We start from the raw sequence: 14943 nt of genomic DNA on the forward strand, positions 1-14943 counted from the left end.
GTCGAGCCCGGAAGGCACACTCATGCAACCGACATCCCCCTTCCCCAGCAGGCGAGGCATCCTCAGGGGCGCCGCCCTCACCGCCGTCCCCTTCGCCCTGTTCCCCGACGCACGGGCCGGCGCCCGGCCCCAGGCCGTCGATCACCCCGGAGCCGTGTGGCATCCGGCGAGCCGCCGCAACTACACGCCGTCGAACCGCCCCCGTGCCCATCCGCTGCGCTACGTGGTGATCCACGTCGCGCAGACGACCTACGCCGGCACCCTGTCCGTCTTCCGCAACCCCAGGAAGAAGGTGTCCGCGCACTACGTGGTGCGCTCCTCCGACGGGCATGTGGCGCAGTGCGTGCGCGAGGCGGACATCGCGTGGCACGCGGGGAACTGGGACTACAACACCCGCAGCATCGGCATCGAGCACGAGGGCTGGGTGGACCGGCCGTCGTACTTCACCGACGCGATGTACGAGCGGTCGGCCCGGCTCACCGCGGCGATCTGCGCGAGGTACGGCATCCCCAGGAACCGGGCGCACATCATCGGCCACCACGAGGTACCGGGCAGCGACCACACCGATCCGGGTCCCCACTGGGACTGGAAGCGCTACATGAGACTGGTCGATAACTCCCCTTGAGACCAGCCCGTTTCGCCGCCCGTGCCCCTGCCCGCCCCCCCCCACCTCACGTCACGGTTACAAAACGCTCAACCTCTGGTTGCGGCACGGTAAGCACGCGACGATGAGTCCATGACCCTGGCCCAGCGCGCCCTGGAGCGTTTGCAGGCCTGGCCCGACCTGATGGCGGGCCCGGCGAGTTGCGGTACCGGACGGGCGCTTCGTTCCGTCCGTGACGAGATCGTCCACTTCCACTCGACGCGGGACGTGGACCTCCACCTCACCCGCCGGGCCATCCAGCGCTTCTACTACGACCTCGCCGGTTCGAGCGCGATCCACCTGGTTCCAGGATCGAGCTGGGTGACGGTCCACCTCGACTGCGAGGCGGACATCGACCTGCTGCTGAGCCTGGTGAGCATCGCCCTCAAGGCCCACCAGACCCGGCCCGCCGGGGAGGAGCAGCAACTCGCCGGGTGCAACTTCCACCGTGTGACGGTCCTTCCGCGCGACGCCGCGGCGGGCGGCTGAGCCGTGGCGAGCCGACCGGAGGCCGTCAACGCCGAAGCCTGGCGCGCGTACGGAGCACACCACCTGAGGCGGGGCACGGTGCTGACCGAGGTGGCGCGGATCGACTGGGGGTTCGAGGGCGGCGGGCCGGGGATCGAGGTGCTCGGGGAGCTGACGGGCCGGCGCGTGCTGGACCTCGGCTGCGGTCCGGCGCGGCACGCCGCGCACCTGGTCCGTGCTCACGGCGCGCTGGTGGACGCCGTCGACTCCTCGGCCGGGCAGGTCGAACGGGCGCGCGCCCGCTACGACTCCCTGCCCGGGCTGCGCCTGGTCCTGGCCGACGCGGTGGAGCATCTGCGCGCGGCGGAGCCGTACGACGTCATCTATTCGGTGAACGCCGTGCCGTACATCGATCCGCACCGGCTGCTCCCCGCCCTGGCCGCGGCGCTCAAGCCGGGCGGCAGGCTCTGCTTCACCGTGCTGCACACCAACTCGCGCGGTGACGGACCCTCCGACGAGGTCAGAGCCCGGCCGGAGATCCTACGGCTGGCCGGCGGCGGGGACGTCACCGTCCGGATGTGGGTCCTCGACCCGGAGCTCTGGACGGCCCTGCTCGCCGAGCACGGGCTGCGCGTGGAGCAGGTCGAGGTGCTCGACACACCGCAGGCCGGCAACCACGCGTCGTACCGGCTCTTCCGGGTGACCCGGCCGGTCCGTGTCTCCGCCCGGCCGCGCACCGCCAAGCCGCCGGTGGCCCACGCCGCGCTGGGGGTCGGCGCCATTCTGCACGGCCCCCGCGGACTGCTCCTGGGCCGGCACCGGCACGGGACGTGGGAGTTGCCCGGCGGGACGGTGGAGCCCGGGGAGTCGTTGCGGGAGGCGGTCGTACGCGAACTGGGCGAGGAGACGGGGCTCGACGCCCGGCCGGAGGACGTCCGGCTGCTCGGGACGCTCCTCGACGACGCCGGCGGTGTCGTACGGGTGACCGTGGCCGCCCGGGTCACCGCCTGGCGGGGAGAGCCGTCGGACCAGCCCGGGGAGAGGGTGGGCCGCTGGCGCTGGTTCGCCCTGGACCGGCTGCCGGAGGAGCTGTTCGTGTGCAGCGCGCAGGCCCTCACCGCCTGGCGGCCGGGTCTGCCGATCGACCACGCGCCCGCTCACTTCACGCCGTACGGCACCGGAACGGGCGACGGCTGAGGCACTCAGAGGGGTGCGTTTTTTCAGCCGTTCCCGTGGAGTCGGCGCCGGGCCACCCCACCGGCCCTCGTGGTCTGGTGCACTGCCCCTGAGGATCCGGTGAGTTGACGAGGTATCAGGGGGCACGGTGGCAGGTCGTCGCAGGCGGCGGGGAGCAGGCAGAGCGGTACTGGCGTTTCTCACGGCGTTCGGCGCGCTGACGGGCGCGGGCCTGGCGGGGGCGGCTCCGGCCGGCGCCGTCCACAAGGGCGTACGGGTCGCGCCGGGTGTCACGTACGAGGAGTTCGACATCAAGGCCGCCAAGGGGGTGACGCACGCGCATGTGCTGAAGGTCGACCTGAGCCATCGGCGGGTACGGGTCGATCTGCTGTATCCCGGGGCCGTGGCCTCGCGGGCGACGGTCTCGCGGATGGCCGATGCCCAGGGGGCTGTCGCCGGTGTGAACGGTGACTTCTTCAACATCACCGAGACGCAGCACCCGGGCGTCGAGGCGACCGGCGCGAGCGTGGGTCCGGCGATCGGGGCCGGGCGGACGCTCAAGGCGGCCGTGCCGAACGGCCAGCGCTTCGGCCCGGCGCTGCCGCCCGGCACGACCACCGAGGACGTGTTCGGTGTCGCTACCGACAAAGTGGCGCGGCTGGACCGGCTGGCGCTGGACGGCTCGGTCCGTACGAACGAGGCGCGGCTGACGCTGGGCGGGCTCAACCAGTACGCGCTGCCGGAGGGTTCCGTCGGCGCGTTCACCTCCGAATGGGGCAGCGTCTCCCGCGTGCGTGCCATCTGCGGCACGGACACGGACCGGGCCGCGCCGTGCAGTACGGACACGCATGAGGTGACGGTCCGCGACGGCAAGGTCGTGTCGGCCGCCGACACACCCGGCAGCGGCCCCATCGCCGCGGGCACGACCGTGCTGGTCGGCCGGGAGGTGGGAGCCCAGCAGCTGCGGAAGCTGTCCGTCGGTGAAGCGGTCGAGGTCGAGCACCGTCTCGTGGCGGCCACGGGCGGCGCCGCGTACCGCCTCGCCCTCGGCGGCTACCCGGTTCTCAAGGGCGGCCGGCCGTTACCGGGTCTGGACGACACGTCGTCGGCCGTCCGTACGGCCGTGGGGATCGCCCACGGCGGGCGGCGCCTGCTGCTGCTCGCGCTGGACGGCGCCGCCGCCTACCGCAGCGGCCTGACGATCGCCGAAGTGGCCGACACCCTGCGCAAGCTGGGCTCGGACGACGCCTTCAGCCTGGACGGCGGGGGGTCGTCGACGCTGGTCGCCCGGAAGGCGGGAGCGAGCACCGTCTCGGTGCGCAACCACCCCAGCGGCGGTGCCGAACGGGCCGTTCCGAACGGCATCGGCGTGTTCTCGGGCGCGTGATGTCAGGGCCGCAGGCTGCTGACGATGTCCGCCGTCGCCGTGAGGCCGCTGTGGATGGTGGGGGCGATGCTGGTGCTGGCCAGGTAGAAGCCGAGCAGCAGGCAGACCAGGGCATGGGAGACCTTCAGCCCGCCGTTGCGCAGGAAGATCACCGCCAGGACCGCGAGCAGCAGCACCACAGAGATGGAAATGGCCATCGTCGACTCCTCCGCCACGCCGCCTTGTCCGGTTCACGGCGTTCGGCCGTAAGTGTGGCGTAGCGGAGGGTTCGTCCGGGCGGCTGGGGTGTCCGCCGAACGTGTGGTGTCCTGGTGTCCCCTACGGGCCCGACCGTCCTACACCGCCCGCCGGGCGCCCAGGAACGCCTCCAGCCCGGCGAGGTCGTCGGTGTTGAGGTGGTCGACGTCCGCGGTGAGCAGTTCGGTCCACAGCGCCTCCCGGGCGGGCCCGGCCAGGTCCGGAGTCGCCCAGAACCGCACTTTCTGCCGCCGCCGGTGCGCGGCCCGGACGATGCCCCGCAGCTTCTCCCGCTCGGCGTCCGGGAACGCGCCCACGCCCTGCCAGGAGAAGTTGAGCGTCCAGTTGTCGCTGATCAGCGGCATGAAGGAGGCCGGCGCCCGGCCGCCGAGGTCGGCGAGCCGGCCGTCGTAGAAGGCGCACCGGACGGTCTGGGCCTCCATCGGGGCACGGGCGGCGCGGTCGCCGGAGACCACGGCGGTGACCGGGCCGGGGAGGACCCGGCCGTGGGCGTAGGTCGTGAACAGGTGCCGGTAGCGCCTGAGGTGGCGGTCGAGTGCGAGGTACGTCGAGGAGCCCTCGGTCTTGATGTCGACGAGCAGTTGCAGCGACCCGCGGTATCCCCGGTACACCCGGCCGCGGTTGGCCCGCACGCGTGCGGCCAGCGGGTCGAGGTAGAGGGACTGGAGCGTGCGCGCCGGATCGAGGTCCTCCGGATCGTGGGCGACGAGGAGCCGGTCGCCGACGAGGTAGATGTCGGCCTCGACGCTGCCGAAGCGGTGGTCGAGGGCGTCGAACAGGGGGCGCGGGTGCTCGTAGTCGTTGTGGGCGTGGGCCCGCCACAACGGGCGGGGCCCGTGCCGCCGTTCGCCGGCGAGGGCGTCGGCGGCGGGGAGGGCGACCGAGCCCGCGAGGGCGGCGCCGAGGGTGGTGAGGGCTCTGCGACGGGTGGTGAGGTCCATGCTCCGCCTCCCTGGGAATGCCGTACGGGACCCCAGCGAGTATGGAGTCCGGGCAGGGCCAAGGAGCAGGGCCTTGCGGGGAGTTGGCCGGAGTGCCGTCGTGTGTTCACTTCACCGGGGCGGGGCACACGTGAAAACCCGCCCCTGGTGGGGCGGGTTTTCCACGGACGTCGGCGAGGCGTCGGCCAGGGATGGCTCAAGGGGCCTGGAGGTCGGCCAGTGCGGCCAGTGCCTCCCGGTGGGCGCCGGCCGTGCCGTAGGCGATCGAGTCGGCCTTGGCGCGCTTCAGGTACAGGTGCACCGGGTGCTCCCACGTCATGCCGATGCCGCCGTGCAGTTGCAGTGCCTCCTCGGCGGCGTGGACGGCCACGGATGCCGCGTAGGACTGGGCGACGGTGACGGCCATGTCGGTGTCCTGGCCGGTGGACAGCGCGTCGGCGGCGTTGCGGGCGGCCGCGCGGAGACCCGCGACCTCCAGCCACAGCTGGGCCAGCCGGTGCTTGAGCGCCTGGAAGCCGCCGACGGGACGGTTGAACTGCTTGCGGTCCTTGAGGTAGCGGACGGTCTCCGTCAGTGTCCAGTCGGCCAGGCCGAGCTGTTCGGAGGCGAGCAGCCCGGCTCCCGCGCGCAGGGCCCGGCGTACGGCGGGTTCGGCGTCGCCCAGCAGGCGGCCCGGCGCACCGTCGAGGGTGACGGTCGCCAGCGGCCGGGTCAGGTCCAGGGAGATCTGGGGTGTGACGGTGGCGGCGGTGGCGTCGACCGCGTAGAGGCCGCCGTCGTCGGCGGGCACGAGCAGCACGTCGGCGACGGCCGCGTCCGCGATACCGGTCAGTTCGCCGTGCAGCAGGCCGTTCTCGTGCCGGACGACCGGGTAGGCGGCGCCCGCTGCGACGCCGAGGGCGACCGCGAGGGCTCCGATCGACGTCCCGGAGGCGAGTTCGGTGAGCAGGTCCTCGGTGCCACAGGCCAGCAGCGCCTCGGTGGCGACGACCGCGCTCGTGAGGTACGGGACGGGCGCGACCGCACGCCCCAGCTCCTCCAGCACCACGGCGGCTTCCCGGTGCGTGGCGCCCTGGCCGTCCAGTTCCTCGGGCACCAGCAGGCCGGCGAGGCCCATGCCGTCGCTGAGGGCCTTCCACAGCGCCAGGTGGTGCGGGGCGTCCGACTCGACGCGGGCGATGACCCCCGGGGCGTCGCAGTGGTCGGCGAGCAGGTCGCGGACGGCGGCGCGCAGCGCCTCTTCCTCCTCCGAGTACAACAGGTCGGGCTGTGCGCTCATCGGGCCAGGTCCTTCCAGGCGACGTCCTTGTCGGTACGCGGTTCTGCGGGCAGGCCGAGGACGCGCTCGGCGACGATGTTCAGCAGGACCTCGCTGGTTCCGCCCTCGATGCTGTTGCCCTTGGAGCGCAGATAGCGGTAGCCGGCCTCGCGGCCGGTGAAGTCGACCAGCTCCGGGCGGCGCATGGTCCAGTCGTCGTACAACAGGCCCTCCGCACCGAGGAGTTCCACCTCCAGGCCGCTGATCTCCTGGTTGAGGCGGGCGAAGGCGAGCTTCATGCCGGCGCCCTCGGGGCCGGGCTGGCCGGCCACGAGCTGCTGGCGCAGCCGCTCGCCGGTGAGCCGGGCGACCTCGGCCTCGACCCAGAGCTTCAGCAGGCGCTGGTGCAGGTCGTGGGTGCGCAGCTCCGGGCGCTCGCGCCAGGTCTTGGAGACCGGGCCGATCATGCCGCCCTCGCGGGGCAGCCGCATGCCGCCGATGGCGACGCGCTCGTTGTTCAGGGTCATCTGCGCGACCCGCCAGCCGTCACCGACCTCGCCGAGACGGCGGGAGTCCGGGATGCGGACGCCGGTGAGGAACACCTCGTTGAACTCGGCCTCGCCGGTGATCTGCCGCAGCGGGCGTACCTCGACACCCGGGTCGGTCATGTCGCAGACGAAGTAGGTGATGCCCCGGTGCTTGGGCACGTCCGGGTCGGTGCGGGCGATGAGGATCGCCCAGCGGGCGACGTGGGCGCTGGACGTCCAGACCTTCTGCCCGTTGACCACCCAGTCGTCGCCCTCACGCACGGCCCGGGTGCCCAGCGCGGCGAGGTCGGACCCGGCCCCCGGCTCGCTGAACAGCTGGCACCAGACCTCCTCCCCCGTCCACAGGGGCCTCAGGTACCGCCGCTTCTGCTCCTCGGTGCCGTAGCCCAGGATCGTCGGGGCGGCCATCCCGAGGCCGATGCCGATGCGTCGCGGGTCGTTGTCGGGCGCCCCGGCCGCCTCCAGCTCGGCGTCCACCACGGCCTGGAGGGACCGGGGAGCGCCGAGTCCGCCGAGACCCTCCGGGTAGTGCACCCAGGCCAGTCCGGCGTCGAAGCGGGCCCGGAGGAAGTCCAGGCGGTCGGTCGAGGCCGGCGGGTGAGCGGCCAGCAACTCCTGTGTGCGGCGGCGCAGTTCCTCGGCGCTGCTCATGCTGTCTCCTCCGTGACGACGGCGATCCGGCCGGTGGTGAGGCCGTCCGCGACCCGCTGCACGGCGGCAGCGGCCCCGCCCAGCGGCACGCGTTCGCTCACCAGCGGCTTGATCGCGCCCCGGGCGGCCAGCTCGGTGAGCTGCTCGTGGCAGTGCCGGACCAGCTTCGGGTTCTTGGTGTTGTACAGGCCCCAGTGCAGGCCGAGGATCGAGTAGTTCTTCACCAGGGCGTGGTTCAGCCCCGGGCTGGGGATCGTGCCGCTGGCGAAGCCGACGACCACGATCCGCCCCTCGAAGGCGACGGTCTTGGCGGACTGGGCGTAGGCCTCGCCGCCGACCGGGTCGTAGATCACGTCGGCGCCCCGGCCGCCGGTGGCCTCCTTGACGGCGGCGACGACGTCCTCGGAGCGCCGGTCGATCACGACGTCGCAGCCCAGCTCGCGGGCGACGGCCGCCTTCCCGGAGCCGCCGACGACACCGATGACGGTGGCGCCGGCGGCCTTCCCGAGCTGCACGGCCGCGCTGCCGACCCCTCCAGCGGCAGCGTGGACGAGCAGGGTCTCGCCGGCCTCCAGACCGGCCCGGCGGTGCAGACCGAACCAGCCGGTCTGGTAGCCGATGTGCAGGGCCGCGGCCTCCGCGTCGTCCAGGGAGTCCGGCGCGGGCAGGAGGGCGGCGGAGTCCGCGACGACGTACTCGGCGAAGCCGCCGTACGGCAGGGCCGGGTTGGCGATCACCCGGCGGCCGTCCTCGGTCTCGCCGCAGACCTCCACGCCCGGGGTGAACGGCAGCGGCGGCCTGACCTGGTACTGGCCGCGGCAGAGCAGGACGTCGGGGAAGTTGATGTTCGCGGCGCGCACCTTCAGCAGGACCTGGCCGTCGCCGGGCGTGGGCGGTTCCACGTCCTCCAGCCGCATCACCTCACCCGGCTCGCCGTTCTCGTGCACGTGCCATGCCTGCATGCGGGGCCTCCACGGGGGACTGCGTCGACTGCGTCGTCTGACGGGGGTCGGTTCGCATACTAAGCGGTCGCTTGTGGATCTGGGAACCGTCGGACGACCCGGGAAACCGTCGGACGCGTCACTTCCGCTTCGGCCGCGCCCGCACGTGTATCCGCTCCCCCTGCCGCCCGAACAGGCTGAGGAACTCCACGGGCCCCTCCCCCGTCGACCCGAACCAGTGCGGCACCCGGGTGTCGAACTCCGCGGCCTCCCCCGCGGTGAGCACCACGTCGTGCTCGCCCAGCACCAGGCGCAGCTTGCCGGACAGCACGTACAGCCACTCGTAGCCCTCGTGCGTGCGCGGGTCCGGTTCCTGTCTGCGCTGGGGTTCCAGCACCTTGTAGGCCTGGAGGCCGCCGGGCTGGCGGGTGAGCGGCCAGTGGACACGGCCGAACATCTCGATCGGCTTCGACCGCACCCGCGGGTCATCGGCCGGCGGGGCTCCGACCAGCTCGTCCAGGGCCACCTGGTGCGCCCGCGCGATCGGCAGCAGCAGCTCCAGGCTGGGTTTGCGCAGGCCGGACTCCAGGCGCGACAGAGTGCTGACGGAGATCCCGGTGGTCTCCGAGAGCGCCGCCAGGGTCACCTCCCGCTCCTTGCGCATCTGCCGCAGCCGGGGGCCGACACCCGCGAGTACCTCGTCCGTCGTCATGGTCGTATTGCAGGTTCGGCAAACATGTTTGTCAATGCCGTGGCACCGGGGCGACGCTCGGCGGTGGAGGTGGTCACCATGACCGAGAGATACGCAGTCGTGGTCGTCGGCGGTGGTACGGCGGGCCTGTCCGCGGCGCTGGTGCTGGGCCGGGCCCGGCACCGCACGCTGGTCGTCGACGCGGGCGAGCCGCGCAACGCGCCGGCCGCGCACATGCAGGGCTATCTGTCGCGGGACGGGATGCCGCCCGCCGACTTCCTCGCCGTCGGCCGGGAGGAGATCGCGCGGTACGGCGTGGAGCTCGTGCGGGACCGGGTGGTGGAGGTGGACAAGGGCGAGGACTTCGCGGTGGTGCTGGCCGGCGGGCGGACCGTGCGGGCCCGGCGGCTGGTGATCGCGACCGGCCTGAAGGACGAGCTGCCGGCGGTCCCGGGGGTCGCCGAGCGGTTCGGCCGGGACGTGCTGCACTGCCCGTTCTGCCACGGCTGGGAGGTGCGCGACCAGCCGTTCGGGGTGCTGGCGTCGAGCCCGGCGAGCGTGCACCAGGCGCTGATCGTGTCCCAGTGGTCCAAGGACGTGCGGTTCTTCCTGCACACGGTCGCCGAGGAGGAACTGTCCGACCAGGACCTGCGCCGGCTCGCCACGGCCGGGGTGGACGTGGTGCCCGGCGATGTCGCGGAGCTGGTGGTCGAGGACGACCGGCTCACGGGCGTCCGGCTCGGCGACGGTACGACGCACGCCCGCTCCGTGCTGTTCGTCGCCCCGCGCCCGGTCCCGCAGACCGGCCTGCTGGAGCGGCTGGGCGCCGAGCTGCACGAGACGCCCTTCGGCGCGTACCCGGTGGTCGACCCGACCGGGCTGACGACCGTCCCGGGCGTGTGGGCCGCGGGCAACGCGATCGGCTTCGCCGAGCAGGTCGTGCACGCGGCGAGCGGCGGCTACCGGGCGGCATCCGCGATCGTCGGGGATCTGCTGATGACCGACCTCGACGCGGCCGCCCAGGAGTAGCGGCGCCGCACCGGGTGTAGAGGCGGCCCCTGCGGTGCACCATGGCTGCATGCTGTTGCACCGGCTGGCCCGAGTGTCCCAGGAGGTCGCCGCCACCTCGGCGCGGTCCCGGAAGACGGCGCTGCTCGCGGAGCTCTTCCGGGACGCGGAGGCGGACGACGTGCCGATCGTCATCCCGTACCTGGCGGGCCGGCTGCCGCAGGGCCGGATCGGCGTCGGCTGGAAGGTGCTGAGCCGCCCGGTCGCCCCCGCCGCCGAGCCGGGCCTGACCGTGCGGGAGGTCGATGCCCGGCTGTCGGAGCTGGCCCAGGTGTCCGGCCCCGGCTCCCAGGCGGAACGGGCCCGGCTGGTCGGGGAGTTGATGGGCGCGGCCACCGAGGACGAGCAGCGGTTCCTCATCGGGCTGCTCACCGGGGAGGTGCGGCAGGGCGCGCTGGACGCCGTCGCCGTCGAGGGACTGGCCCAGGCGACGGGGGCACCCCCGGCGGACGTACGGCGGGCCGTGATGCTCGCGGGCTCCCTCCAGACGGTGGCCGGGGCGCTGCTCGCGGACGGCACCGCCGCCCTGGACCGCTTCCGCCTCACCGTCGGCCGCCCGGTCTGGCCGATGCTGGCGCACAGTGCCTCCTCGGTCGCCGAGGCGGTGGACAAGCTCGGCGCCTGCGCGGTCGAGGAGAAACTGGACGGCATCCGCGTCCAGGTGCACCGGGACGGCGACACGGTACGGCTCTACACCCGCACCCTGGACGACATCACCGACCGCCTGCCGGAAGTGACGGCCGCCGCACTGGCGTTGCGGGGCGAGCGGTTCATCCTGGACGGCGAGGTGATCTCCTTCGACGAGGCCGGCCGCCCCCGCTCCTTCCAGGAGACCGCCGGCCGCGTCGGCTCGCGCACGGACGTGGCGACGGCGGCACGCGCGGTACCGGTCTCCCCCGTCTTCTTCGACGCGCTGTCCGTCGACGGCGGTGACCTGCTGGACCTGCCGTTCGCCGAGCGGCACGCCGAGCTGGCCCGGCTGGTCCCCGAGCCGATGCGGGTGCGCCGCACGACGGTGTCCGGCCCGGACGACCTGCGCTCGGCGGAGGAGTTTCTCGCCGAGACGATCGAGCGCGGCCACGAGGGCGTCGTCGCCAAGGCGCTGGACGCCCCCTACAGCGCGGGCCGGCGCGGCGCGTCCTGGCTGAAGGTCAAACCCGTCCACACCCTCGACCTGGTCGTCCTGGCCGCCGAGTGGGGACACGGCCGCCGCACCGGCAAGCTCTCCAACCTCCACCTGGGCGCCCGCACCGCCGACGGCGGCCTCGCCATGCTCGGCAAGACCTTCAAGGGCATGACGGACGCGATGCTTGCCTGGCAGACCGAACGGCTCCGGCAGCTCGCCGTCGACGACAACGGCCACGTCGTGATCGTGCGACCGGAACTCGTCGTCGAGATCGCCTACGACGGCCTCCAGCGCTCCACCCGCTACCCGGCCGGCGTCACCCTGCGCTTCGCCCGCGTGGTCCGCTACCGGGAGGACAAGCGTCCCGAGGACGCCGACACGGTGGAGACGCTGCTGGCGGCGCACCCGGAGGTGAGCCCGTGAAGCGCAGTGCCGGCCTGCTGCTCTTCCACCACACCGACGACGGCCTCGACGTGCTGCTCGGCCACATGGGCGGCCCGTTCTTCGCCCGGCGCGACGCCGGGGCGTGGACCATCCCCAAGGGCGAGTACGAGCTCGACGAGTCCGCCTGGGCTGCTGCCCGCCGCGAGTTCGAGGAGGAACTGGGGCTGCCCCCGCCCGACGGGGAGGCCCTCGGCCTGGGCGAGGTCCGGCAGACAGGCGGCAAGATCGTCACGGCCTGGGCGATCGAGGCGGACCTCGACCCGGCGACGATCGCACCCGGCACGTTCCGGATGGAGTGGCCGCCGAGGTCGGGACGGCTCCAGGAGTTCCCCGAGCTGGACCGGGTCGCGTGGTTCCCCCTGGACCGGGCCCGCGAGGTGATCGTCAAGGCGCAGACGGCGTTTCTCGACCGCCTGGCGGAGCACTCGCCCTGAGGAGACGCTCCCGCGTTGCGGTCCGCTCCGCCGCGCGGGAAGGTCGGACTAAGCCCGCTCCGAGGGAGGTCAGCCATGCCCATCGCAACGGTGAACCCGGCGAACGGCGAGACGCTCAAGACGTACGAGGCCATGGGCGCGGAGGAGATCGAGCGCCGGCTCCAGCTCGCGGAGGCCACGTTCCGCACGTACCGGACGACGACGTTCGACGAGCGCTCCCGGCTGCTGAGGAAGGCCGCCGACCTCCTCGACGAGGACCAGGGGGACATCGCCCGCGTCCTGACCACCGAGATGGGCAAGCCGATCCAGCAGGCCCGGGCCGAGGCGGCGAAGTGCGCCAAGGCGATGCGCTGGTACGCCGACCACGCCGAGGAACTGCTCGCCGACGAGGAGCCCTCCGACACCGACGTGAAGGACTCCGGTGCCTCGCGCGTGCGGGTGCGCTACCGGCCGCTGGGACCGGTGCTGGCGGTCATGCCGTGGAACTTCCCGCTGTGGCAGGTGGTCCGCTTCGCCGCGCCCGCGCTGATGGCGGGGAACGTGGGCCTGCTCAAGCACGCCTCGAACGTCCCCCAGACCGCGCTCTACCTGGAGGACCTGTTCCACCGGGCGGGCTTCACGGAGGGCTGTTTCCAGACCCTGCTGATCGGCTCCGCCGCGGTCGACGACATCCTGCGCGACGAGCGGGTCAAGGCGGCCACCCTCACCGGCAGCGAGCCCGCGGGCCGCGCGGTCGCCTCCACCGCCGGGGAGATGGTCAAGAAGACGGTGCTGGAGCTGGGCGGCAGCGACCCGTTCGTCGTCATGCCCTCCGCCGACCTCGACCGGGCCGCGAAGGTCGCGGTGACCGCGCGCGTGCAGAACACCGGGCAGTCCTGCATCGCCGCCAAGCGGTTCATCGTGCACACGGACGTCTACGACGCCTTCGCCGAGCGCTTCACCGAGGGCATGAAGGCGCTGAAGGTCGGCGACCCCCTGTCCGACGACACCGAGGTCGGGCCGCTCTCCAGCGAGCAGGGACTGCGTGATCTTCAGGAGCTGGTCGACGACGCGGTGCGCGGCGGTGCGCAGGTACTGTGCGGTGGCGAACGCCCGGACGGGCCGGGCTGGTACTACGCGCCGACCATCCTCGCCGGCATCACCCGGGAGATGCGCATCCACCGGGAGGAGGCGTTCGGTCCGGTCGCCACGCTGTACCGGGCGGCCGACCTGGACGAGGCCGTACTGATCGCGAACGACTCGCCCTTCGGACTGAGTTCGAACGTGTGGACGCGGGACGACGCCGAGGTGGACCGGTTCGTACGGGACCTGGAGGCGGGCAGTGTGTACGTCAACGGCATGACGGCCTCCCATCCGGCGTTCCCGTTCGGCGGGGTGAAGCGGTCCGGGTACGGGCGTGAGCTGTCCGGGCACGGAATCCGGGAGTTCTGCAACATCACGACCGTTTGGCACGGTGCGTGAGTGTTGCGGGGCTACGATCCCGTCTGTGAACCGCGAAGTGACTCTGCCTCTGATCGTCGACGACCGCGGGACCTTGCAGGTGGCTGCGGCCGATGTCAGCAAGCTGTTGCGGACGGTGGGGGGTCGGTGGGTGCGGCTTGTCGAGGCCGGGGAGTCGGGGCTCGACGAGGACACGGTCGCCGCGTTGACGATCGAGCTGGCGAAGCTGGCCGACCGTATTGATGTGGCTTGTATCGCGCACAGCAGTGGGGGTGCGACGTAGGTTTTCCGGTTCACTGCCGGGTGCGGGTCGCCTGTGGCTGGTCGCGCAGTTCCCCGCGCCCCTCAGAGGGCAGATCCCCCAGCGTCGACCAGAACATCGCCTCGTATGTCTGCAGTAGGCGGCCGTATTCGTGTGCTCGCTTCTCGTCGAGACGGCCGGCGTCCAGAGCCGCCTGCACCGCCGCCGTCGCAAGCACGTCCAGGTCCGGGGACGGTTCGGCGAAGAAGTCGAAGAAGGCGCAGGCCTCGTCGGTGAAGCCGTACCGCTCGCGCAGCGCGGTGGCGATCGTCGCGCAATAGCCGCCCCACGCGGAGAAGTTGGCGGTCAGGGCCAGGACGACGTCCGCCGGTGAGGCGTTGAGGGCCAGCCAGGCGACGTACGCGGGGTAGGCCTGACAGCCGGGCAGCGGCTCGTACGACGCCTCCCGCGCCTCATCCACACCGCACGCCCGCGCGAAGACCGCCAGCCGCTCACCGGCCAGCGCCTCGCCCTGCGCGAGGGTCGTGAAGAAGGCCGCCGCCTCCGGGTCGGTCCTCGCGGAGCGATCCGCCAGGTGCTGGAACGCCCGGCGGTCCGCGGGGATCACCCGGGTCTGTTCCAGGGCGAGCGCGGCGAGGGTGCGGCGGGGCGCCGTGCCGTCGGCGATCCGGGGGACCAAGGGGTTGGAACGCGGGTCCGGGGCGAGAGCCGCGGTGGTCGTCTGCAGCAGGTCCCGGGCCGGGTGCGTCATCGCGTCCTCCGATGTGAGGGTGGTGGCACGAGCCTGGCACGGCGTCTCCGACGCGGAGCAGTCCGGCGCGAGATCGGCGCCCCATCGGGTGACGATGTGAGATGAGCGAGGAAACGATCATCGAAGCGCCGCCCCGGTCCGTGGCGCGGTCGGTGCGTCGCCGCGGCGTTCACGGCTCGCGGGGTGAGGAAGTGCTCAGCCCCTTCCCCTCGCGGTGATCTGCCAGCTGATGAGCGTCACGTCTCTGCTCGGCGCCGCCACCCGGCCATCCGCCCGTGGGCCATCGACGAGCTGCTGCGCCGGCGGCACGTCGGCCAGGCTGTCGGAGCTCCTGGTCGACGCGCTCCTCGACGGCGTGCCCCGACTGCGGCTCGCCGTGCCCGCCGGGGAGGTGGCGTTCAAGAAGGGCGCTGCCCCGCGAGCCCGAGGCCCGGCCCGTGACGTGGTGAGGCGGCG

16 protein-coding genes and 1 pseudogene are annotated in these 14943 nt (G+C 72.8%); 10 read left to right on the forward strand and 7 right to left on the reverse strand.

Annotated elements, in window-relative coordinates; all coding sequences use genetic code 11:
* The first annotated feature begins 22 nt into the window (after positions 1–22).
* The 4 genes from ACFZDA_RS19360 to ACFZDA_RS19375 all read left to right on the forward strand — a co-directional run bounded on the left by ACFZDA_RS19360 (position 23) and on the right by ACFZDA_RS19375 (position 3674).
* Positions 23–625 carry an N-acetylmuramoyl-L-alanine amidase gene (locus ACFZDA_RS19360; protein ID WP_391082603.1) on the forward strand — a complete coding sequence of 201 codons (603 nt, stop codon included), beginning with the start codon at positions 23–25 and terminating at the stop codon, positions 623–625.
* 111 nt (positions 626–736) lie between these two features.
* Entirely contained in the window at positions 737–1132 is a 396-nt protein-coding gene (locus ACFZDA_RS19365) for a luciferase family protein (RefSeq protein ID WP_391082606.1), read from the forward strand.
* Between the two features lie 3 nt (positions 1133–1135).
* Positions 1136–2308 (forward strand): NUDIX domain-containing protein, encoded by a 1173-nt coding sequence (locus ACFZDA_RS19370; RefSeq protein WP_391082609.1) that lies wholly within the window; start codon positions 1136–1138, stop codon positions 2306–2308.
* A gap of 127 nt (positions 2309–2435) precedes the next feature.
* Positions 2436–3674: a phosphodiester glycosidase family protein gene (locus ACFZDA_RS19375; protein ID WP_391082612.1), complete on the forward strand. Its 1239-nt coding sequence runs from the start codon at positions 2436–2438 to the stop codon at positions 3672–3674.
* Positions 3675–3676: 2 nt separating this feature from the next.
* Here ACFZDA_RS19375 and ACFZDA_RS19380 read toward each other — a convergent pair whose 3' ends face one another.
* From ACFZDA_RS19380 to ACFZDA_RS19405, 6 genes are all read right to left on the reverse strand, one after another.
* Positions 3677–3871, reverse strand: coding sequence for a hypothetical protein (locus ACFZDA_RS19380; RefSeq protein ID WP_391082615.1), 195 nt, complete (start codon positions 3869–3871; stop codon positions 3677–3679).
* 138 nt (positions 3872–4009) lie between these two features.
* Positions 4010–4873 (reverse strand): phosphatidylinositol-specific phospholipase C/glycerophosphodiester phosphodiesterase family protein, encoded by an 864-nt coding sequence (locus ACFZDA_RS19385; protein ID WP_391082617.1) that lies wholly within the window; start codon positions 4871–4873, stop codon positions 4010–4012.
* Between the two features lie 196 nt (positions 4874–5069).
* Positions 5070–6152, reverse strand: coding sequence for an acyl-CoA dehydrogenase family protein (locus ACFZDA_RS19390; protein ID WP_391082621.1), 1083 nt, complete (start codon positions 6150–6152; stop codon positions 5070–5072).
* Positions 6149–7330, reverse strand: a complete 1182-nt coding sequence (locus ACFZDA_RS19395; RefSeq protein WP_391082624.1) for an acyl-CoA dehydrogenase family protein — start codon at positions 7328–7330, stop codon at positions 6149–6151. The genes ACFZDA_RS19390 and ACFZDA_RS19395 overlap by 4 nt, the downstream gene beginning before the upstream one ends.
* Complete coding sequence (locus tag ACFZDA_RS19400; RefSeq protein WP_391082627.1) at positions 7327–8292, reverse strand: zinc-binding dehydrogenase; 966 nt, start codon at positions 8290–8292, stop codon at positions 7327–7329. Before ACFZDA_RS19400 ends, ACFZDA_RS19395 begins: the two co-directional genes overlap by 4 nt.
* A 118-nt stretch (positions 8293–8410) precedes the next feature.
* Positions 8411–8983 carry a cupin domain-containing protein gene (locus tag ACFZDA_RS19405; RefSeq protein ID WP_391082630.1) on the reverse strand — a complete coding sequence of 191 codons (573 nt, stop codon included), beginning with the start codon at positions 8981–8983 and terminating at the stop codon, positions 8411–8413.
* A gap of 78 nt (positions 8984–9061) precedes the next feature.
* Here ACFZDA_RS19405 and ACFZDA_RS19410 point away from each other — a divergent pair, with 78 nt between their 5' ends.
* The 5 genes from ACFZDA_RS19410 (at position 9062) to ACFZDA_RS19430 (ending at position 13757) form a co-directional block, all read left to right on the forward strand.
* Positions 9062–9991, forward strand: a complete 930-nt coding sequence (locus ACFZDA_RS19410) for an FAD-dependent oxidoreductase (RefSeq protein WP_391082633.1) — start codon at positions 9062–9064, stop codon at positions 9989–9991.
* A 49-nt stretch (positions 9992–10040) separates the two neighbouring features.
* Positions 10041–11579, forward strand: coding sequence for an ATP-dependent DNA ligase (locus ACFZDA_RS19415; protein ID WP_391082636.1), 1539 nt, complete (start codon positions 10041–10043; stop codon positions 11577–11579).
* Positions 11576–12034: an NUDIX domain-containing protein gene (locus ACFZDA_RS19420; protein ID WP_391082640.1), complete on the forward strand. Its 459-nt coding sequence runs from the start codon at positions 11576–11578 to the stop codon at positions 12032–12034. The genes ACFZDA_RS19415 and ACFZDA_RS19420 overlap by 4 nt, the downstream gene beginning before the upstream one ends.
* Positions 12035–12109: 75 nt before the next feature.
* Positions 12110–13495: an NADP-dependent succinic semialdehyde dehydrogenase gene (locus ACFZDA_RS19425; RefSeq protein WP_391082643.1), complete on the forward strand. Its 1386-nt coding sequence runs from the start codon at positions 12110–12112 to the stop codon at positions 13493–13495.
* Between the two features lie 25 nt (positions 13496–13520).
* Positions 13521–13757, forward strand: coding sequence for a DUF6213 family protein (locus ACFZDA_RS19430; protein WP_059417701.1), 237 nt, complete (start codon positions 13521–13523; stop codon positions 13755–13757).
* A 10-nt stretch (positions 13758–13767) separates the two neighbouring features.
* Here ACFZDA_RS19430 and ACFZDA_RS19435 read toward each other — a convergent pair whose 3' ends face one another.
* Positions 13768–14487, reverse strand: coding sequence for a transcriptional regulator (locus ACFZDA_RS19435; protein ID WP_391082647.1), 720 nt, complete (start codon positions 14485–14487; stop codon positions 13768–13770).
* A 313-nt stretch (positions 14488–14800) separates the two neighbouring features.
* Here ACFZDA_RS19435 and ACFZDA_RS19440 point away from each other — a divergent pair.
* Positions 14801–14936, forward strand: a pseudogene (locus ACFZDA_RS19440) (cytochrome P450); the annotation flags it as partial.
* Positions 14937–14943 lie beyond the last annotated feature (7 nt).

It is taken from the genome of Streptomyces sp. NPDC007991, from assembly GCF_042958445.1.
Lineage (GTDB): Bacteria > Actinomycetota > Actinomycetes > Streptomycetales > Streptomycetaceae > Streptomyces.